The sequence below is a fragment of the Stenotrophomonas sp. MMGLT7 genome (assembly GCF_021168555.1).
GTDB lineage: Bacteria > Pseudomonadota > Gammaproteobacteria > Xanthomonadales > Xanthomonadaceae > MMGLT7.
The window spans coordinates 13,821-33,085 of record NZ_JAJOZS010000006.1 but is presented as its reverse complement, the minus strand read 5'-3'; the positions used below and the strand labels follow the sequence as shown (position 1 = coordinate 33,085).

The 19,265-nt window shown below is 67.5% G+C and carries 18 protein-coding genes; 11 read left to right on the top strand and 7 right to left on the bottom strand.

Annotated elements, in window-relative coordinates; genetic code table 11:
* Positions 1-9 precede the first annotated feature (9 nt).
* Entirely contained in the window at positions 10-939 is a 930-nt protein-coding gene (gene prmB / locus LRX76_RS09545; protein ID WP_231804483.1) for a 50S ribosomal protein L3 N(5)-glutamine methyltransferase, read from the bottom strand.
* Between the two features lie 87 nt (positions 940-1,026).
* On the opposite strand from prmB, the gene LRX76_RS09540 reads away from it, so the two are divergent.
* The gene (locus LRX76_RS09540; protein WP_231804481.1) at positions 1,027-1,677 is read left to right on the top strand and encodes an SCO family protein; all 651 of its coding nucleotides are present in this window, start codon (positions 1,027-1,029) and stop codon (positions 1,675-1,677) included.
* The gene (asd, locus tag LRX76_RS09535) at positions 1,674-2,516 is read left to right on the top strand and encodes an archaetidylserine decarboxylase (RefSeq protein WP_231804479.1); all 843 of its coding nucleotides are present in this window, start codon (positions 1,674-1,676) and stop codon (positions 2,514-2,516) included. Before LRX76_RS09540 ends, asd begins: the two co-directional genes overlap by 4 nt.
* 76 nt (positions 2,517-2,592) lie before the next feature.
* On the opposite strand, the gene LRX76_RS09530 is transcribed toward asd, so the two are convergent.
* Positions 2,593-4,170, bottom strand: a complete 1,578-nt coding sequence (locus LRX76_RS09530; protein ID WP_231804477.1) for a transglycosylase SLT domain-containing protein — start codon at positions 4,168-4,170, stop codon at positions 2,593-2,595.
* A 135-nt stretch (positions 4,171-4,305) separates the two neighbouring features.
* Here LRX76_RS09530 and LRX76_RS09525 point away from each other — a divergent pair, with 135 nt between their 5' ends.
* From LRX76_RS09525 to LRX76_RS09500, 6 genes are all read left to right on the top strand, one after another.
* Positions 4,306-5,805, top strand: a complete 1,500-nt coding sequence (locus tag LRX76_RS09525; RefSeq protein ID WP_231804475.1) for a helicase HerA-like domain-containing protein — start codon at positions 4,306-4,308, stop codon at positions 5,803-5,805.
* Between the two features lie 77 nt (positions 5,806-5,882).
* A complete protein-coding gene (locus LRX76_RS09520) occupies positions 5,883-6,788 on the top strand; it encodes a PhzF family isomerase (RefSeq protein ID WP_231804473.1) in 906 nt (301 codons plus the stop codon).
* Positions 6,789-6,876: 88 nt separating this feature from the next.
* Positions 6,877-7,383, top strand: a complete 507-nt coding sequence (gene greB, locus LRX76_RS09515) for a transcription elongation factor GreB (RefSeq protein ID WP_231804471.1) — start codon at positions 6,877-6,879, stop codon at positions 7,381-7,383.
* A gap of 76 nt (positions 7,384-7,459) precedes the next feature.
* Positions 7,460-8,131 carry a dienelactone hydrolase family protein gene (locus LRX76_RS09510; protein WP_231804469.1) on the top strand — a complete coding sequence of 224 codons (672 nt, stop codon included), beginning with the start codon at positions 7,460-7,462 and terminating at the stop codon, positions 8,129-8,131.
* Positions 8,128-8,535 (top strand): HIT family protein, encoded by a 408-nt coding sequence (locus tag LRX76_RS09505; protein ID WP_231804467.1) that lies wholly within the window; start codon positions 8,128-8,130, stop codon positions 8,533-8,535. The genes LRX76_RS09510 and LRX76_RS09505 overlap by 4 nt, the downstream gene beginning before the upstream one ends.
* Positions 8,536-8,566: 31 nt before the next feature.
* Positions 8,567-8,731: a DUF5668 domain-containing protein gene (locus tag LRX76_RS09500; protein WP_231804465.1), complete on the top strand. Its 165-nt coding sequence runs from the start codon at positions 8,567-8,569 to the stop codon at positions 8,729-8,731.
* 83 nt (positions 8,732-8,814) lie between these two features.
* On the opposite strand, the gene dcd is transcribed toward LRX76_RS09500, so the two are convergent.
* Positions 8,815-9,381 (bottom strand): dCTP deaminase, encoded by a 567-nt coding sequence (gene dcd / locus LRX76_RS09495; protein WP_231804464.1) that lies wholly within the window; start codon positions 9,379-9,381, stop codon positions 8,815-8,817.
* A 349-nt stretch (positions 9,382-9,730) separates the two neighbouring features.
* Complete coding sequence (gene apbC, locus LRX76_RS09490; RefSeq protein WP_231804462.1) at positions 9,731-10,642, bottom strand: iron-sulfur cluster carrier protein ApbC; 912 nt, start codon at positions 10,640-10,642, stop codon at positions 9,731-9,733.
* A 184-nt stretch (positions 10,643-10,826) separates the two neighbouring features.
* Between apbC and LRX76_RS09485 the strand changes: the two genes are divergently transcribed.
* Positions 10,827-13,820, top strand: a complete 2,994-nt coding sequence (locus LRX76_RS09485) for a TonB-dependent receptor (protein WP_231804460.1) — start codon at positions 10,827-10,829, stop codon at positions 13,818-13,820.
* A 183-nt stretch (positions 13,821-14,003) separates the two neighbouring features.
* Positions 14,004-16,103 carry a M13-type metalloendopeptidase gene (locus LRX76_RS09480; protein WP_231804800.1) on the top strand — a complete coding sequence of 700 codons (2,100 nt, stop codon included), beginning with the start codon at positions 14,004-14,006 and terminating at the stop codon, positions 16,101-16,103.
* Between the two features lie 202 nt (positions 16,104-16,305).
* On the opposite strand, the gene LRX76_RS09475 is transcribed toward LRX76_RS09480, so the two are convergent.
* Genes LRX76_RS09475 through LRX76_RS09465 form a run of 3 tightly spaced genes read right to left on the bottom strand, consistent with a single transcriptional unit; the run spans position 16,306 to position 18,172 of the window.
* The gene (locus tag LRX76_RS09475; protein WP_231804458.1) at positions 16,306-16,620 is read right to left on the bottom strand and encodes an EF-hand domain-containing protein; all 315 of its coding nucleotides are present in this window, start codon (positions 16,618-16,620) and stop codon (positions 16,306-16,308) included.
* On the bottom strand, positions 16,617-17,888 hold the full coding sequence (murA, locus tag LRX76_RS09470; protein ID WP_231804456.1) for a UDP-N-acetylglucosamine 1-carboxyvinyltransferase: 1,272 nt from the start codon (positions 17,886-17,888) through the stop codon (positions 16,617-16,619). The genes LRX76_RS09475 and murA overlap by 4 nt, the downstream gene beginning before the upstream one ends.
* Before the next feature lie 56 nt (positions 17,889-17,944).
* Positions 17,945-18,172, bottom strand: a complete 228-nt coding sequence (locus LRX76_RS09465) for a BolA/IbaG family iron-sulfur metabolism protein (RefSeq protein ID WP_231804454.1) — start codon at positions 18,170-18,172, stop codon at positions 17,945-17,947.
* 52 nt (positions 18,173-18,224) lie between these two features.
* Here LRX76_RS09465 and LRX76_RS09460 point away from each other — a divergent pair, with 52 nt between their 5' ends.
* Positions 18,225-19,226 carry a KpsF/GutQ family sugar-phosphate isomerase gene (locus tag LRX76_RS09460; RefSeq protein WP_231804452.1) on the top strand — a complete coding sequence of 334 codons (1,002 nt, stop codon included), beginning with the start codon at positions 18,225-18,227 and terminating at the stop codon, positions 19,224-19,226.
* The last annotated feature ends 39 nt before the right edge of the window (positions 19,227-19,265 follow it).

Below are 19,265 nucleotides of genomic sequence, written 5' to 3'. Positions count from 1 at the left end.
CGACGCCGTTCATGGGCGCAGGGCCGCCAGTTCGGCGATGCGCGCGTGGTGGGCGCGCAGCTCGGCCGCCTCGACCGCGAAGATGCCCATCTGCCCGACCTTGAACTCGACCCAGGCGAAATCCACCTGCGGCAGCAGCCTCACCAGGTGCCGCTCGGACTCGCCGACCTCGCAGATCAGCAGGCCGTCCTCGCTCAGGTGCGCCGGCGCGTCGCGCAGGATCTTCAGCACCAGGTCCAGGCCGTCGTCGCCGGCACGCAGGCCCAGCTCGGGCTCGTGGGAGTACTCCTGCGGCAGCGCGTCGGTCTCGTCGTTGGTGACGTACGGCGGGTTGGTGACGATCAGTTCGTAGCTGCGCCCGGCCAGGCCGGCGAACAGGTCGGACTTGACCAGCTCTACGTTGTGCGCGAACAGCCGCTCGAGGTTCTCGGCCGCCAGCGCCAGGGCGTCGTCGCTGATGTCCACCGCGTCGACCTGCCATTCCGGGTTGTAGTGCGCGGTGGCGATGGCGATGCAGCCCGAGCCGGTGCACAAGTCCAGCGCGCGCTGCACCGGGCGCCCGGCCAGCCACGGCTCGAAGCCGGCCTCGATCAGCTCGGCGATCGGCGAGCGCGGCACCAGCGCGCGCGCGTCGCTCTTGAAGCACAGCCCGGCGAACCAGGCCTCGCCGGTCAGGTAGGCGGCCGGGATGCGCTCGTCGATGCGGCGCTGGAACAGGGCCAGCACCTGCTCGCGCTCGTCCGCCAGCAGGCGGGCGTGGCCGTAGGCCGGGCCGAGGTCGTGCGGCAGGTGCAGCGCGTGCAGCACCAGCTGGGTGGCCTCGTCCAGCGCGTTGTCGTAGCTGTGGCCGAAGGTCAGCCCGGCGTGGTTGAAACGGCTGGCGCCGTAGCGGATCAGGTCGATGATCGTGTGGAGTTCGGCGGCCGCGGCGGCAGTCATGGCGCAAGCTTGGGGAAATCGGCCCCCGATTATAGGAGGTCGGCCGCTATCATGAGCGGCCGTTGCAACGGAAACCGAGGACTGTCCTTGTTCAACCGCAACACCATCATCGTGCTGGTCGTCGCCTTCGCCGCGGCGCTGGGCCTGTATGCGGGCAGCAAGCTGCTGGCCCCGGGCCACGACGCCCGCACGCCCGAACTGGCGGCCGTGTCGCTGTTCCCGCAGCCGCGCGCCCTGCCCGACTTCGACCTGCGCCAGTCCGACGGCACCCAGCTGGTGCCGGGCGAGCTCAAGGGCCACTGGACGCTGGTGTTCCTGGGCTTCGTCTCGTGCCCGGACGTGTGCCCGACCACGCTGACCGAGCTGGCGCAGGCGCAGCAGCAGTGGCAGTCGATCCCCGAATCGCTGCGGCCGCGGGTGCTGTTCGTCTCGGTCGATCCGGACCGCGACACCCCGGCGCGCACCGGCGAGTACGCCCGCGCCTTCCACCGCGACACCCTGGCCGCCACCGCCGACGTGCCGGCGCTGGAGCGTTTCGCCACCGCCCTGGGCTTCGTGTTCCAGAAGGTGCCCGGCCGGCAATTCGAACAGAACCCGAACGACTACAGCGTCGACCACTCGGCCGCCATCGCCGTGCTCGACCCCGAAGGCCGCCAGGCCGGCCTGATCCGCCCGCCGCTGCAACCGGCCGCGATCGCCCACGACCTGCAACTGCTGACCGAGACCACTGCTCCATGAGCCTGGCCACCACGCTGACCTACGCCCTGCCGCACCGCCTGCTGTCCTCCCTCGCCCGCAGGCTGGCCTACTCCGAGCGCCCCTGGCTCAGGCAATGGCTGATCGACACCGTCGTGCGCCGCTTCGGCGTGGACCTGGACGAGGCCGCCCAGCCCGATCCGCGCGCCTACCCGAGCTTCAATGCGTTCTTCACCCGCGCGCTCAGGGACGGCGCGCGCGCACCCGACCCGGACCCGATGACGCTGCTGATGCCGGCCGACGGCCGCATCAGCCAGCTCGGCCGGATCGAGCACGGGCGCATCTTCCAGGCCAAGGGCCAGGGGTTCACCGTCGCCGAGCTGCTCGGCGACGCCGCCGACGCGGTTCCCTTCGCCGACGGCCTGTTCGCCACCGTGTACCTGTCGCCGAAGGACTACCACCGCGTGCACATGCCCTGGACCGGCACCCTGCGCGAGACCGTGCACGTGCCCGGGCGGCTGTTCAGCGTCGGCCCCGGCGCGGTGCGCCACGTGCCGCGGCTGTTCGCGCGCAACGAGCGGCTGGCCTGCCATTTCGACACCGACTTCGGGCCGATGGTCTCGGTCATGGTCGGGGCGATGCTGGTGTCCGGGGTCGAGACGGTATGGAGCGGCGTGGAGATCCCGCGCTATGCCGACGCCATCACCCGCAAGGACTGGCGCGGCAAGGGCATCGTGCTGGAGCGGTTCGCCGAGATGGCGAGGTTCAACTACGGCTCCACCGTGATCGTGCTGCTGCCGCCGGGCGTGGCCGAACTGGCCGCAGGCCTGGGACCGGAAAGCCCGGTCAGACTGGGACAGGCGCTGGCCCGGCGGAGCTGAGGGGGGCGGGATTGGGGATTCGCAAAAGCGTTGCTCCGGCTTCTACGAATCCCCAATCCCGAATCCCCAATCCCCGCTACTTGCCGCAGCCCGCCAGCTTGAGCGCCTGCCCGGGCCGCAGGGCGTAGCCCGGGGCCTTGAGGCCATTGGCGCGCGCCAGCTGCCTGAGGTCGCACTGGTACCGCTGCGCGATGCGGCCGAGCGTATCGCCCTTGGCGACCTTGTAGCTGCGCACCTGTTCGGCCTTGGGCCTGGCCGGCGCCGGGCGCCCGGTGGCCACGGTGGTGGGCACGCCCATCGGCGCGGCGTCGCCGACCGAGACGCTGCCGGTGTAGACCGGATCGGGCGCGCGTACCAGCGCCGAATTCAGGTCGGCGGTGATCAGCGCGCGCGCCAGGTCGGCACGCGGCCCGTTGACGCAGTAGCGGTTGTACAGGCCGACGATGCGGGTGGTGGCGTTGATGGTGGTGCCCGCCGGGATCCAGCCGTCGGCCTCGTAGCGCGGGTTGAGGTTGCGCAGCACGCGCATGTAGCCGTCGCGGGTGCCGGCGCTGCCCAGGCAGATGGTCAGCTCGTAGATGGTGGTGGACTTGGCCAGCCTGAGCGTGGCCGGCTGCGCGCTGACCTTGGGGAACTCCACGCCGTACTGCTGCGGGTGCAGGAAGATCCAGGCCGCGGCGATCACCATGGGCACGTAGTCCTTGGTCTCGCCCGGGAACTGGCTGTAAACGCTCTCGTCCCAGAAGCCGCGCCCGCCGGACTGCGCGAACACGCGCCCGGCACGGCCCTCGCCGCCGTTGTAGGCGGCCAGCGACAGCTCGATGCTGCGGTTGAGCTGGCCCATGCGCTCGTTGAGGTAGGTGGCGCTGGCCTCGGCGGCGCTGCGCGCGTCGTAGCGGGTATCGAAGCCGGTGCCGTCCGGGCCCAGGCCGAAGCGGCGTGCGGTGGCCGGCATGAACTGCATCAGTCCGGCGGCGCCGGCGCGCGAAGTGGCGTGGACGCGGCCGTTGGATTCCTTGGCCATGATGCCGAACAGCAGCGCCTCGGGCAGCCCGCGCTTCTGCCACTCCGGCCACATGATCGCGCGCAGGTTCTGGTAGTTCTCGTAGCTGGTCAGCAACGCCGGGCGCATGTCGGTCAGCCAGCGGCGGATGCCGGCCTGCACCGCCGGGTTGTACTCGACCATGCGGTCGAAGTCGTGGCGGTTGTCGTTGAGCAGGCCGGCCGCGCGGGCGGCCTCGGGCACGTCGGCGGCCAGCGGCGCGGCGTGGTCGGGGTCGGCCTCGAGCAGGCCGTCGCCGGCATCGCCCTCGTCCTCGGCCTGGGCGTCGGCATTGGCCTTGAGCAGGCGCTTGTAGCCGGCCAGCATGGTGCTCACCTGGCAGCCGCGCTGCTTGATGCAGGCGTCGATGACGTCCTCCATGTCCTCCAGCGCGGCATCGCCCTCGGATGCGCCCTTGGGATCGCGGTTGGCCACCAGCAGCAGCGAGTCGGTGTAGCGCTTCTCGGCGGCGGCCATGCGCTGGTCGAGCGCCTCGATCTTCTCGCGGTCGCGCGCGGACACGCGCTGCGCCTGGGCCTGGGGGACAGCCAACAACAGCGCCGGGAGGGCCAGCAGGGGCCAGGCGCGGAACACGCGGGACGGGGACGGCATCGGGATCGGTTCGGGGGCTACAACGAAGGCAGGCAGGGTAGCCGCCGGAGCGATGGCCGGGCAAGAAGCCGTCCGCGGCGGGACAGGTGGCCGTTAGAATCCCCCCGTCCCCACCTAGGCGAATCAAGTCTGTCCATGGATCCGATCCTGCTCGGCAAAGGCGTCACCGACGACATCGCCGTCGTCCTCAACCCCCGCTTCGGCAACCGCCACGGGCTGGTGGCCGGCGCCACCGGCACCGGCAAGACGGTGACCCTGATGACCCTGGCCGAAGGCTTCTCGCGCATCGGCGTACCGGTGTTCATGGCCGACGTGAAGGGCGACGTGGCCGGGCTGGCGGTCGCCGGCGACGGCAAGGCCGCGCAGCGCGCCGCCGACATCGGCGTGGCCGACTACGCCCCGGCCGCCAGCCCGGTGGTGTTCTGGGACCTGTACGGCCAGCTCGGCCACCCGGTGCGCACCACCGTCAGCGAGATGGGCCCGACCCTGCTGGCGCGCATCCTGGAACTCAACGACACCCAGGCCGGCGTGCTCGACATCGTGTTCAAGCTGGCCGACGACCGCGGCCTGCTGCTGCTCGACCTGGACGACCTGCGCGCGCTGCTGGGCCTGGTGGCCGCCGAGCGCAAGGACGTCTCCACCCAGTACGGCCTGGTCAGCGCGCAGTCGGTGGCGGCGATCCAGCGCGCGCTGCTGCGGCTGTCGCAGGACGGCGGCGAAGGCTTCTTCGGCGAGCCTGCGCTGGAACTGGACGACATCATGCGGGTCAACCACGACGGCCGCGGCGTGATCGGCATCCTCGCCGCCGCGCAGCTGGTGCTCAAGCCGCGGCTGTACTCGACCTTCCTGCTGTGGCTGCTGTCGGAGCTGTTCGAGCGGCTGCCGGAAGTGGGCGACCTGGACAAGCCCAGGCTGGTGTTCGTGTTCGACGAGGCGCACCTGCTGTTCGACGACGCCCCGCCGGCGCTGGTGCAGCGCATCGAGCAGGTGGTGCGGCTGATCCGCTCCAAGGGCGTGGGCGTGTACTTCTGCTCGCAGTTCCCCGACGACGTGCCGTCCAACATCCTCGGCCAGCTCGGCAACCGCGTGCAGCACGCGCTGCGCGCCTACACCCCGCGCGACCAGAAGGCGGTCAGGACCGCGGCCGAGACCTTCGTCGCCAACCCCAGGCTCGACGTGGCCAAGGCGATCTCCAGCCTCGGCACCGGCGAGGCGCTGGTGTCCACGCTGCAGGACAAGGGCGTGCCGATGCCGGTGCAGCAGACCCTGATCGCCCCGCCGCGCTGCCGCATGGGCGCCATCACCGATGCCGAGCGCGCGCAGGTGCGCGCCGGCAGCCCGGTCGGCGGCAAGTACGACACCGCGGTCAACCGCGAGTCGGCGGCCGAACGCCTCGCCCAGCGCGCCACCGAGCAGGCCGGCCAGGTCGACGCGCCCAAGGCCCGCACCCGCGAGCAGGACGAGAGCGAGGGCAACGGCTTCGGCCAGGCGGTGAAGGACGCGATCTTCGGCACCGGGCGCCGCCAGGGCATGCTGGAGACGATGGCCAAGCAGACCTCGCGCACCGTCGGCAACAAGATCGGCCAGCAGATCGTGCGCGGCATCCTCGGCGGGCTGTTCGGCGGCAAGCGCTGAACGGCGCGTTCGCCGCCATCGTCACACCTGCGCGCATGCAACCCGCCACAGCCCGCAAGCACTGAACCGGAGGTACCATGAAAAGAATCGTCTATCAAATCGACGCATTCACGGCACACCGCTTCAGCGGCAACCCGGCAGGCGTGGTCATCAATGCCGAAGGCATGACCGAAGCGCAGATGCAGCATCTGGCGCGGGAACTCAACAACTCGGAAACCGCGTTCATCCACACCACGCCGGATGACGCCGCCGATGCCACCATCCGCTACTTCACCCCGACCTCGGAAGTGCCTGTCTGTGGACATGCGACCATCGCCAGCGGCTATGCCATCTGGAAGGAAGGAATCGGCTACCGCAATCCGATCAGGATAAGGACCGGCGCGGGCATCCTGGCGGTCAGCATCCTCCCCGGCACTGGCGGCTGCAGGATCAGCATGGAACAAGGGGAGATTTCACTCAGCCCTGCGCTCGATGCCGGCGTGACGCACAGACTGCTGCAAGCGCTCGGCCTGAAGCAAGACGACATCGACCCCAGATGCCCCGTCCAGATTGCATCGACGGGCCACTCGAAGGTGATGATCGGAATCGGGAGCAAGCAAACCGTCGATTCCCTGCGCCCCGACATGGCTGCGCTGAAGCAGATAAGCAGCGAGATAGCCTGCAACGGCTTCCATGCGTTCTCGTTCGACTCCGGGGAAAAGGACAGCCTCGTCACCGGCAGGATGTTCGCTCCCGCAATCGGCATCGACGAGGATCCCGTCACCGGCAATGCGAATGGCCCGCTCGGCGCCTACCTCGTGGCCAATGGGTTGGCCGAATACACCGAGGACAGGCAGTTCCGCTTCAAGGCCAAGCAAGGCGAAGCGATCGGCCGGACCGGCCATGTCGATGTCAAGGTCGACATTTCGCCGGAGGGCGTCCCCACCCATGTCACGATAAGTGGCGAGGCGATCGACGTTTTCAGAACCGAGATCGACATCTGATTGCGCTTCAATCCCGCCGCCATCGCTCCAGCGCATGCGAAGGCGCTAAAGTCGCGACTTCCTGAAAGCTCTACCTCGCTTGCATCCCATGTCCCGCTGGCGCCCTCCCGCAGAAAAAAGCACCGCGCTGATCACCCCCGAGGGCCACGCGCGGCTCAAGGCCGAGCTGACCGAACTGTGGCACGTGCGCCGCCCGGAGGTGGTCAAGGCCCTCGCCGATGCCGCCGCCGAAGGCGACCGCTCGGAGAACGCCGAGTACACCTACCGCAAGAAGCAGCTGGGCGAGATCGACCGCCGCGTGCGCTACCTGAGCAAGCGCCTGGAGGCGCTGCGGGTGGTCGACGGCGCCCCCACCGATCCCGATGCGGTGTTCTTCGGCGCCACGGTCGAGCTGGAACACGCCGACAGCGGCGAGATCTCGCGCTATCGCATCGTCGGCCCGGACGAGACCGACGCCACCCACGGCTGGATCAGCATCGACTCGCCGCTGGCGCGGGCGCTGCTGAAGAAGCGCGTGGACGACGAGGTCGAGGCCCAGCTTCCCGGCGGCCGGCAAACATTCGTGGTGGTTTCCGTCAGCTACGCGATGCGTTGAAGCGCGCACGGCGTCATCCTTCGTTACCGCGATCGCAGCCACAATGGCCGTCCGCCCCGACACAGGAGTCAAGCCAATGGGTCAGTGGATCACCCTCGACACCGCGCACGGCCCGGTCGCCGCGTGGGAAGCGATGCCGCCAGGCGCGCCCCGCGCCGGACTGGTGGTCGTCCAGGAAATCTTCGGCGTCAACGCCCATATCCGCGACGTGGCCGACCGCTATGCCGCGCAGGGCTACGCGGTGCTGGCGCCGGCGTTCTTCGACCCGGTCGAGAAGAACGTGGAACTGGCCTACGACCAGGCCGACTTCGCCCGCGGCCGGGAACTGGTCGGCAAGCTCGGGCTGGACGCGGCCGTGGACATCGTCCAGGCCGCCGCGCAGCGGCTCAAGGCCGATGCCGGCGTCGCCCGGGTCGGCAGCGTCGGCTACTGCTGGGGCGGCACGGTGGCGCTGCTGGCGGCGCAGCGGCTGGGCCTGCCCTCGGCCAGCTACTACGGCGCGCGCAACGTCCCGTTCCTGGACCTGCCGTTCAAGGCGCCGGTGATCTTCCACTTCGGCGAGCTCGACACCTCCATCCCGCCGGAGATGGTGCAGCAGCACCGCGACAAGCTGCCGCAGATGGCGGTCCACACCTATCCCGCCGGCCACGCCTTCAACCGCGACGTCGACCCCAAGGCCTACGACGCCGCCAGCGCCGCGCTGGCGCTGGAACGCACGCTGGAGTTCTTCGCCCGGGAACTGGCATGAACGACTTCGTGCTCGACCGGCGGCTGGAGGCCGACAGCCTGTTCGTCGCCGACGGCCCGCTGTCGCAGGTGCGGCTGCTGGACGATGCCCGCTATCCGTGGCTGCTGCTCGTCCCGCGCGTGGCCGGCCTGCGCGAGTGGATCGACCTGGACGGCAACCAGCAGCGCCTGCTGCTGGCCGAGATCAACCAGGTCTCGCGCCTGCTGCAACGCGAGCCGGGCGTGCAGAAGCTCAACATCGGCGCGCTCGGCAACATCGTGCAGCAACTGCACATCCACCTGATCGGCCGCCGCGAGGGCGATGCCGCCTGGCCGGGACCGGCATGGGGCCAGGGCAGCGCGCAGCGGTTGCAGGCCGATGCCGCGGCCGAACGTACCGCCTACTGGCGGCAGCGGCTACGATAGGCGCCCTTCCCCGCCACTCCACGACCGATCGATGCGTTCAAATCTCGTCGCCGCCATCATCCTGATCCTGGTCGGCCTGTTCTTCCTGGCCAGCAACCTGGGCTGGACCGACCTCAACATCGGCCGCCTCATCGCCACCTGGTGGCCGGCGATCCTGATCGCCGTCGGCGTCGGCATGCTGTTCGGCCGCAAGTGAGGCCGCGAATGGGGAATAGGGAATGGTGAAAGCGGGCGTCCCGCTCCGCCGATTCCCCATTCCCGTTTCCCGATTCCCGGCCCTCAGGTGCGCGGCAGCGTCACTCCGGTCTGCCCCTGGTACTTGCCGCCGCGATCCTTGTAACTGGTCTCGCAGACCTCGTCGGACTCGAAGAACAGCATCTGCGCCACGCCCTCGTTGGCGTAGATGCGCGCCGGCAGCGGCGTGGTGTTGGAGAACTCCAGGGTCACGTGACCTTCCCACTCCGGCTCCAGCGGCGTCACGTTGACGATGATGCCGCAGCGCGCATACGTGCTCTTGCCCAGGCACACCACCAGCGTGCTGCGCGGGATGCGGAAGTACTCCACCGTTCGCGCCAGCGCGAAGCTGTTGGGCGGGATGATGCACTCGTCGCCTTCCACGTCCACGAAGCTCTTCGGATCGAAGTGCTTGGGATCGACGATGGTCGAGTTGATGTTGGTGAACACCTTGAACTCGCGCGAGCAGCGCACGTCGTAGCCGTAGCTCGAGGTGCCGTAGCTGACGATGCGCTGGCCGTCGACCTGCTTCACCTGCCCGGCTTCGTAGGGTTCGATCATGCCGTGCTGCTCGGACATGCGGCGGATCCAGCGGTCGCTCTTGATGCTCATGCGTCATTCCTGAAGGCCGTGGGGGGCCGATGCGGATATTGTAAGGGCCGGCCTCGCTCCGCCACCACGCCTGCGCGGACCTGCCCGGACACGACGCCATGTGGCCGATCGTCGCGCGCCCTCGCCGCGCCCGCGATTCCCCCCCTGCCCCGCAGGAACGGCCGACCGTAGGAGCGTCTTGTAGGAGCGACTTCAGTCGCGATGGGCTTCACCGAGAAAGCCCCATCGCGACTGAAGTCGCTCCTACAAATAAGGCACTCATACCCAGGCATGGCCCAGACAGCACGCCCGGGATTCCGGAGCTGCCAGGTCAGGTCGAGCGAAGCCGGGGCCGAGCCGGGGACGCCTCCTAGACCAGCGACGACGAGATCGGGATCGACGCCCGCGGCCGCTTGCCCAGCTCCTCCGCCAGCCTCCGCGCCGTGGCGGCATAGGCCTGCGCGGCCGGCGAATCCGGTGCCGACACCATCACCGGCCGGCCGGCATCGCCCTGCTCACGGATGGCGATGTCCAGCGGCAGCGATCCCAGCAGCGGCACGCCATACTGCTGCGCCATGCGCCCGCCGCCGCCCTGCCCGAACAGGTGCTCGGCGTGGCCGCAGTTGCTGCAGACATGCACCGCCATGTTCTCGACGATGCCGAGCACCGCGATCTCGACCTTCTCGAACATCTTCAGCGCCTTGCGCGCATCCAGCGTGGCGATGTCCTGCGGCGTGGTGACGATCACCGCACCGGCCACCGGGATCTTCTGCGCCAGCGTCAGCTGGATGTCGCCGGTGCCCGGCGGCAGGTCAACCAGCAGGTAGTCCAGGTCGCCCCACAGGGTGTCGTTGAACAGCTGGGTCAGCGCCGAGGTCGCCATCGGCCCGCGCCAGATCATCGGCGTATCCGGGTCGATCAGCAGCCCGATCGACATCGCCTCGATCCCGAACGCCCGCATCGGCTCGATCGACTTGTTGTCCGGGCTCTCCGGCTTGCCCGACAGCCCCAGCATCGCCGGCACGCTCGGCCCGTAGATGTCCGCATCCAGCACCCCGACTCGCGCCCCCTGCGCGTTCAGCGCCAGCGCCAGGTTCACCGCGGTGGTGGACTTCCCCACCCCGCCCTTGCCGGAGCCTACGGCGATGACGTTGCGGATGCGGGGGTGGGGGGAGAGGCCGGGCTGGACGGCATAGGCGGAAACGCGGGGCACGGTGCGGACACTCCTGGCAAGACTGAGGACATCTTCGAATCGGGAGGAAGCGCCGACCCAAGCATTCATCATCCCGGCTGCGCGTGCAGGTGTCCATTGTCCAGGGCACCGCCACTTTCGTGTCAACAAAGACACATGTCGCATCTATTGACACAGATTTAACTGGTTGTTAAAACATTGTTACAGCGAAATCAAATTCAGCACCGACTCATATTTCGCATCAACTTCGTTCATGTTCCCAGGGGAAATCGATATGTCGAATCGCAACGGCGCAAGGCACCGCTATACGCGTCTAAGCACCGCATTGATGGCTGTAATGTTCGCGCCCATGGCCAGCCAGGCACTGGCGCAGGAAGGTGGCGTGGCATCCGACGCTACGGACCTGGACAGGATCACTGTCACCGGCTCGCGTATCGCACGCACCGGTTTCGTGACTCCCTCGCCAGTCACCGCGATTACCGCCGAAGAAATCCGTGCTACAGGCGCGACCAACATCAGCGACCTGATGTCCCGTCTGCCGGCGCTGTCGCCCACCTACACCCTCGCCAACTCGACCCGCTTCATCGGTACCGCCGGCCTGGGAATGCTGGACCTTCGCGGCATGGGGCCTTCGCGCACCCTGGTCCTGGTCAATGGCCGCCGCCATGTGGGCTCTTCCCCGGGCTCGACCGCGGTGGACGTCAACACGATCCCCGTGGAATGGATCGAACGCGTGGAAGTCATTACCGGTGGCGCTTCTGCCGTCTACGGTGCCGACGCTGTCGCCGGCGTCGTCAACTTCATCATGAAGAAATCCTTCGATGGATACGAAGCCCGCGCACAGACCGGTCTGGCCGACGAAGGCAACTTCAACCGCTCGTTCTTCAGCTTCTCCGGTGGCGGCACCTTTGCGGAAGGCCGTGGCAACGCCGCGATCGCCGTTGAGTACAGCAAGCAGGACCGTTTTGGCCGCGGAAATCGCGCGATCGGCCGCGAGTACCTGGTCAGCGTCCCCAACCCGAGTTACGACCCCAGCCAGCCTCCAAGCCAGAGCAACCCGCAGACTGTGATCAGCGGTCCCGGTGGCAATCACTCGACGTCTTACGGCGGCACGTTCAACATCGGCTCCTTTGATTTCCGAGTTCCGTCCAGCTACGGCAACCGATACATCTTCAACCCGGACGGCAGCTTCCGCCCCAACCGTTACGACGGCACGGTGGTGAGTAACACTTCTTGCGTGGATTGCGACTTCACCGACCTCAACGCGGTGGCGGATCTGCAGCCGGGATTCGACCGCAAGAGCGTCAACACGCTGCTCAGCTTCGACATCAATAACGACCATCGCGTCTTCTTCGAAGGCAAGTACACCGAGACCGAATCCGACTTCTTCGGCCAGCCGGCTTTCGATACGTCGCTGCGCATCCTCCGCAACAATGCATACGTCAGTCCCGAACTCGGCGCGCTCATGGATGCCAATGGCCTCAGCCAGTTGCAGATGAATCGCTTCAATGTCGATGCGGGCCGACGCGGCGAACACGTCGAGCGCAAGACCTATCGGGCCGTACTGGGCGCCGAAGGCAACCTGAGCGAAAACTGGACCTACGAGGTGTCCGGCAACTACGGCGAAACCAAGATCGACCGGCTCAATCTCAACAACCGCATCAACGAGCGCTGGCAGGCCGGCCTGGACGCGGTGGTCGATGGCAGCGGCAACATCGTCTGCCGTACTTCGCTGGATGCTGGCGCGGTGAATCCGCATACCGGCCGGGTCTACTCCGAATTCGCCCGTCAGGGCTGCGTCCCGTTCAGCGTTTTCGGCGACGGCGCCGTCAGCCGCGAGGCGGCTGACTGGTTCAATGTCAGTTCGCCCAACCGCGCCAAGCTGAAGCAGACCGTGTTCAGTGCGTCGGTTGCGAACAGTCAACTGTTGTCGCTGCCAGCCGGTGACATCGGCTTCGCCGGTGGCTTCGAGTACCGCAAGGAGCAGAGCGAGGAAATTACCGACCCATTGTCCGCGCAGGGACTCACGTTCCTCAATGCGATTCCAAACGAAGCCGGCGAGTACAACGTCAAGGAGGCCTTCGTCGAGACCACGGTCCCACTGCTGTCCGGAATCACTGGCATCAACAACCTGGTTCTGGACTTGGCCGGACGCTACTCCGACTACAGCAGCATCGGCTCCACCAAGACCTGGAACATCGGCCTGGACTGGACCATCATCCCTTCGTTGCGTCTGCGCGGCACATTGGCCCAGGCAGTTCGTGCGCCCAATATCGGTGAACTGTACGGGCCACAAAGCGAGAACTTCTCCTCAATCGACGATCCCTGCAACTATCTGCCCACCAATACGAATCGTCCCGCCACTGCCCAGGACGTGGCCTTGCGCCAGGCCAACTGCTCCGCACTGGGCGTGCCGGTCGGCTGGATCGATACCTATAGCGCCAACCGTCCCGGCGTGAGCGGTGGCAACCCTGACCTGAAGCCAGAACGTGCACGCAGCCTGTCTTACGGCTTTGTATGGCAGCCGGAGTTCTTCGAAGGCTTCGGCATGTCGGTGGACTATTGGCGGATCGACCTGCGTGACGCCATTGGCTCGGTCACCGCACAGACCAACGCCACCCGTTGCGTCGACAACCCCGGCGGCATCAACAACCAGTTCTGCAACGCCATCGAGCGTGCTCCGCTGGGTGGTTTCACCGACGACCAGGGACGCATCTACCCTGAGCACAGCATCATCAGCTGGACAGCGTTGTCGGAAAACCTGGCTCGCAGTCGCCGGGTCGGTGTCGACCTGGAGATGGACTACCGTTTCAACTTGGCGGGAGGCGATACCGTCCTGCGCCTGGTCGGAACGCGCCTGATCGAATCGCGCGAGTGGGTGTTCCAGGATTTCCCGAACGAGTACGACGAGTACGTCACCTACGTCACCGACCCGCGTTGGCGTGCCTCACTCCAGGCGAAGTACCGATTGGGTGACTGGCGTGCCTCTTGGGACCTCAACTATGTCGATGGCAACCTGCGCGTGACCCCGGAGAGCTACAACAGCAATCCCGGCTCGGCCAGCCCCATCAAGAATGGGTCCTATGTCTACAACAACCTCCAGTTCGGCTACACGTTCCCGGGATCGGACATCGATGTTTACTTGGGAATCGACAACGCCTTCGACAAGGATCCGCCGCGCAACTACTTCGGCTCGGATCTGACCTCGGCGCTGTACGACAACATTGGTCGATACTTCTACATGGGCATGACTGTCAAGTTCAATTGATAACCCCAATCGACTAGCGCTTGCACGAAAGCCCGGGCTTGCCCGGGCTTTCGCTTTTTTCACAGCAAGTGAGGCCATGACCTTCGACACCCATGACCATAAGCGCCGGTAGGTTTAGAGTGCCGACCACGGTCCCGGCGACGGGACTCCTACTGATCGTCCGCTCCTGGAGTTCGACACGTGATCTTCCGCAAACCCCAAATCCTGCTGCTTTCCCTGGCCGTCATGGCAGCCCTGTCCGCCTGCAAGAAGCCCGAGGAGACGCCCGCGCCACAGGCCGCGCAGGCTGGCCAGCCCGCTCCGCAGGAGCTGAAGATCGATGAAAGCAAGCTGCCTGCCTACAACGCCTTCTCGCCCGACGACCTGGATCCGTCCAAGAACGCCTGCACCGATTTCAATGGCTATGTAAACGGCAAGTGGCTGGCCGCCAACGAGATTCCGGGCGACCGTACCAGTTGGGGCGCGTTCTCGATCCTGGACGAGCGCTCGGTGGCGGTGCAGCACCAGTTGGCCGAGCAGGCCGCCGCCGATCCGCAGGCCACCGGCGTGGAGAAGATCGTCGGCGACTTCTGGGCCACCGGCATGGACGAGGCCAAGATCGATGCGCAGGGCATCGACCCGCTCAAGCCGCAGCTGGCCGCCATCGACGGGCTGAAGGACGGCCCGGCCATCGCCGGCTACCTGCGCCAGAGCGCGGCCAAGGGCGAGAACTTCCTGTTCGGCTTTGGCGCCGAGGCCGATTTCAAGGACTCGGCGATGAACATCGCCTATGCCACGCAGGGCGGGCTCGGCCTGCCCGACAGGAGCTACTACTTCGACAAGGACAAGGCCGACAAGCTGGCGGCCTACCAGGCGCACGTGGCCAAGGTGCTGGAGCTGTCCGGCGTGGCGGCCGACGATGCGCAGAACCAGGCCAGGGACGTGGTCGCCTTCGAGACCCGCCTGGCCAAGGTGTCCAAGTCCAGCGAGGAGATGTCGCGCGACGTGTCGCTGTTCTACCACCCGGTCACGCTGGCCGAAGCCGACAAGCTCACCCCGAACTTCCCCTGGAGCGAATTCTTCCAGTCCCAGGGCGTGGCCGCACCGGAGAAGTTCTCGCTGGCCATCCCCGCCTTCCACGAGGAAGTCAGCAAGGCGCTGGCGGACACCGATCCGGCGGTGTGGCGCGCCTACCTGCGCTTCCACACCGTGGACGAGGCCGCGCCGTACCTGAGCAATGCCTTCGTGCAGGAGAGCTACGACTTCTACGGCAAGACCCTCAACGGGCAGAAGGAGATCAAGCCACGCTGGAAGCGCGTGCTCGATACCATCAACGACGATGCCGGCGAAGCGCTGGGCCAGATGTACGTGAAGGTGGCCTTCTCGCCCGACGCCAAGACCCGGATGGAGGAACTGGTCGGCAACCTGCGCACCGCGCTCAGGGCGCGCATCGAGAAGCTTAGCTGGATGAGCGACGACACCAAGGCCAAGGCCATCGCCAAGTGGGAGACCTTCACCCCGAAGATCGGCTATCCGGACAAGTGGCGCGACTGGGCCGGCCTGCAGACCGACCGCGACAGCTACCTGGCCAACGTCGAGGCGGCCAAGGAATTCAACTACAAGTGGAACCTGTCCAAGATCGGCAAGCCGGTGGACAAGACCGAGTGGGGCATGACCCCGCAGACGGTCAACGCCTACTACAACCCGCTGCAGAACGAGATCGTGTTCCCGGCCGCCATCCTGCAGCCGCCGTTCTTCGACCTCAAGGCAGATGACGCCTTCAACTACGGTGGCATCGGCGCGGTGATCGGCCACGAGATGACCCACGGCTACGACGACCAGGGGGCGCGCTTCGGGCCCACCGGCAACTTCGAGGACTGGTGGACCGCGGCCGACGCCAAGGGCTTCAAGGCGCTGACCGGCAAGCTGGTCAACCAGTTCAACGGCTACGAGGTCGACGGCCAGAAGGTCAACGGCAACCTGACCCTGGGCGAGAACATCGCCGACCTGGGCGGCATCGCCACCGCCTACGACGCGATGAAGAAGGCCACCGAAGGCCAGCCCGACCCGAAGGTCGGCGGGCTGACCCGCGACCAGAACTTCTTCATCAACTGGGCCACGGTGTGGCGCACCAAGTACACCCCGGAGAACGCCAAGGTGCGCCTGACCACCGATCCGCATGCCCCGGCGCAGTTCCGCGCCATGGGTGCACCGTCGAACATGCCGACGTTCGCCGCCGCCTTCGAGTGCAAGGCCGGCGATCCGATGGTGCGCGGCGGCGACCAGCAGGTGGTGATCTGGTAATCCCGGCGCCCTGCTGACCCAATGCAAAAGGCCCGGTTCGTCCGGGCCTTTTGCCGAGTTCTTCGCAGATCTCCGTAACAGCAGCACCTGTAGGAGCGACTTCAGTCGCGATGGGGCATTACCGGGAAGTCCCCATCGCGACTGAAGTCGCTCCTACAGGAGGACCTGAACCGGCTCCCTCTGCGAGGCGACGCGGAACTGCCTATCGCTTGTCGGCCGCCTGCTCGCCGAACACCGTGCGGCAATCGACCCGGATCTGCTCGCCGCTCCGGCGCCACTTGAACGTGCGGCAGTGCCGGCTGCCCTGCTGGCTCTCCTCCACCACCACCGCATAGAAGGCCTGCGCCAGTTCGGTGCGGCTGACGGTGCCGTCGCCGTCCCAGTCCATGTCGCGCATTTCCACGCCGCGGGTGATCGCCATGCCGGCGAACCACGCGTAGGCCAGCCAGGCCAGCACGAGCAACAGGATCACCAGCAATACCCGGCGCCGGCCGCTGAGCGGGCCGCGCAGGATCATGCGGTCCTCCGGATCGATGCCCCCAGCGCCCCCAGCTTCTGCTCGATGTTCTCGTAGCCGCGGTCCAGGTGGTAGATGCGATCGATGCTGGTCTCGCCCTCGGCGACCAGGCCGGCCAGGATCAGCGAGGCCGAGGCGCGCAGGTCGGTGGCCATCACCGGCGCCCCGCTCAGCCGCTGCACCCCGCGCACCACCGCCGTGTGGCCTTCGATCTGGATGTCCGCACCTAGCCGCAGCAGCTCGTTGACGTGCATGAAGCGGTTCTCGAAGATCGTCTCGTTGATCACGCCCACGCCCTCGGCGACGCAGTTGAGCGCCATGAACTGCGCCTGCATGTCGGTGGGGAACGCCGGATACGGAGCGGTGGTCAGGCTGACCGCGCGCGGGCGCTTGCCCTGCATGTCCAGGGTGATGCTGTTCTCGTCCTGCTCGATCACGGCGCCGGCCTCGACCAGCTTGTCCAGCACGGCGTCCAGCGTATGCGCGCGGGTGCCCTGCGCGGTGATCCGCCCGCCGGTCATCGCCGCGGCGACCAGGAAGGTGCCGGTCTCGATGCGATCCGGCAGCACCTCGTGGTGGCCGCCGTTCAGGCGCTCCACGCCCTGCACGACGATGCGCGGCGTCCCCGCCCCCTCGATGCGTGCGCCCAGCGCGATCAGGCAGTCGGCCAAATCCACCACCTCGGGCTCCATCGCCGCGTTCTCCAGCACGGTGGTGCCTTCGGCCAGGGCGGCGGCCATCAGCACGTTCTCGGTGCCGGTGACGCTGACCATGTCGAACACGTAGCGCGCGCCCTTCAGCCGCGAGGCGCTGGCCTTGATGTAGCCGTTCTCGACACTGATCTCCGCTCCCAGCGCCTGCAGGCCCTTGATGTGCTGGTCCACCGGCCGCGAACCGATCGCGCAGCCGCCCGGCAGCGATACTTCCGCCGCGCCATGGCGTGCCAGCAGCGGCCCCAGCACCAGGATCGAGGCGCGCATGGTCTTGACCAGGTCGTACGGCGCCACGTGCTGGTCGACAGTGCGCGGATCCACCGTCACCGAGCTGCCGTGCACCAGCGGGTCCTGTTCCACCGTGAGGCCGGCGCCCAGCTCGCCCAGCAGCTTGATGGTGGTCATCACGTCGTGCAGCCGCGGCACGTTGGTGATCCGCACCGGCGCATCGGCCAGCAGCGTGGCGCAGAGGATGGGAAGCACGGCATTCTTGGCGCCGGAGATGGCGACTTCGCCCCGCAACGGGGTGCCGCCGGTGACAACGATCTTGGACATGGAAGGTATTCGGAAGAAGTGGGAAGGGCAGTGCCAGGGGGCCGCGGCGATGCGGCTCAGGCCTGGTCGGGAGTCAGGGTCTTCAGCGCCAGCGCATGGATCGCCCCGCCCATCAGTTCGCCCAGCGTGGCATAGACCATGCGGTGGCGCGCCAGCGGCAGCTTGCCGCGGAAGGCCTCGCTGACCACCGTGGCCTCGAAATGCACGCCGTCCTCGCCACGCACGTCGGCGCGGGCGCCGGGAAGGCCGGTTTCGATGAGTTCACGGATGGTTTCGGCGTCCAACGGGCGTTTCCTCATAAAATAGGCGGTCATTCTATATCCGAGCGCCATCCGCATGGCCCTGCCCATCTCTTCCCCCGGCGACATCAGCGACGCCAGCCTGGTCGCCAGCGCCCACCACGTGCTCGAGATCGAGCGCGACGCGCTGGCCGCCGTGGGCGAACGCATCGGCGACGCGTTCGCCACCGCCTGCCGCGTGATCCTGCGATCGCGCGGGCGCGTGGTCGCCACCGGCATGGGCAAGTCCGGCCATGTCGCGCGCAAGATCGCCGCCACGCTGGCCTCGACCGGCACCCCGGCATTCTTCGTCCACCCCGGCGAGGCCGGCCACGGCGACCTGGGCATGATCACCGCCGACGACGTGGTGCTGGCGCTGTCCTACTCGGGCGAGTCGGAGGAAGTGCTGATGCTGCTGCCGGCACTCAAGCGCCAGGGCAACAAGGTGATCGCCATGACCGGGCATCCGCGCTCGACGCTGGCGCGCGAGGCCGACGTGCACCTGGACGTCAGCGTCCCCGCCGAGGCCTGCCCGCTGGCGCTGGCGCCGACCTCCAGCACCACCGCCTCGCTGGCGATGGGCGACGCGCTGGCGGTGGCACTGCTGGACGCGCGCGGCTTCACCGCCGACGACTTCGCCCGTTCGCACCCGGCCGGCAGCCTCGGCCGCCGCCTGCTGCTGCACATCACCGACGTCATGCACAGCGGCGACGAACTGCCCAGCGTGCGCGAGGATGCCAGCCTGAGCGACGCGCTGATGGAGATGAGCCGCAAGCGGCTGGGCATGACCGCGGTGGTCGACGCCGGCGGCACGCTGCAGGGCGTGTTCACCGACGGCGACCTGCGCCGCGCCCTGGACAGCGACATCGACGTGCGCCACACCCGCATCGCCGAGATCATGACCCGCAACCCGCGCACCATCGGCGCCGGGCAGATGGCCGCCGAGGCGGCGCGGCTGATGGAGACGATGAAGATCACCGGCCTGATCGTCGTCGACGCCGAAGGGCATGCCGTCGGCGCCCTGAACATTCACGACCTGTTGCAGGCCAAGGTGGTTTAAGGGCCCTCTGCCCTGCCGCTGCCGCCGAGACCTTCATCA

Bases quoted from the DNA above. Each gene is read 5' to 3' on its own strand.
- LRX76_RS09525 (WP_231804475.1), top strand. From the start codon at position 4,306: ATGGATCCGATCCTGCTCGGCAAAGGCGTCACCGACGACATCGCCGTC.
- LRX76_RS09530 (WP_231804477.1), bottom strand. From the start codon at position 4,170: ATGCCGTCCCCGTCCCGCGTGTTCCGCGCCTGGCCCCTGCTGGCCCTC.
- prmB (WP_231804483.1), bottom strand. From the start codon at position 939: ATGACTGCCGCCGCGGCCGCCGAACTCCACACGATCATCGACCTGATC.
- LRX76_RS09510 (WP_231804469.1), top strand. From the start codon at position 7,460: ATGGGTCAGTGGATCACCCTCGACACCGCGCACGGCCCGGTCGCCGCG.
- LRX76_RS09475 (WP_231804458.1), bottom strand. From the start codon at position 16,620: ATGATCCTGCGCGGCCCGCTCAGCGGCCGGCGCCGGGTATTGCTGGTG.
- murA (WP_231804456.1), bottom strand. From the start codon at position 17,888: ATGTCCAAGATCGTTGTCACCGGCGGCACCCCGTTGCGGGGCGAAGTC.
- LRX76_RS09520 (WP_231804473.1), top strand. From the start codon at position 5,883: ATGAAAAGAATCGTCTATCAAATCGACGCATTCACGGCACACCGCTTC.
- dcd (WP_231804464.1), bottom strand. From the start codon at position 9,381: ATGAGCATCAAGAGCGACCGCTGGATCCGCCGCATGTCCGAGCAGCAC.
- greB (WP_231804471.1), top strand. From the start codon at position 6,877: ATGTCCCGCTGGCGCCCTCCCGCAGAAAAAAGCACCGCGCTGATCACC.
- apbC (WP_231804462.1), bottom strand. From the start codon at position 10,642: ATGAATGCTTGGGTCGGCGCTTCCTCCCGATTCGAAGATGTCCTCAGT.
- asd (WP_231804479.1), top strand. From the start codon at position 1,674: ATGAGCCTGGCCACCACGCTGACCTACGCCCTGCCGCACCGCCTGCTG.
- LRX76_RS09500 (WP_231804465.1), top strand. From the start codon at position 8,567: ATGCGTTCAAATCTCGTCGCCGCCATCATCCTGATCCTGGTCGGCCTG.
- LRX76_RS09460 (WP_231804452.1), top strand. From the start codon at position 18,225: ATGGCCCTGCCCATCTCTTCCCCCGGCGACATCAGCGACGCCAGCCTG.
- LRX76_RS09505 (WP_231804467.1), top strand. From the start codon at position 8,128: ATGAACGACTTCGTGCTCGACCGGCGGCTGGAGGCCGACAGCCTGTTC.
- LRX76_RS09485 (WP_231804460.1), top strand. From the start codon at position 10,827: ATGTCGAATCGCAACGGCGCAAGGCACCGCTATACGCGTCTAAGCACC.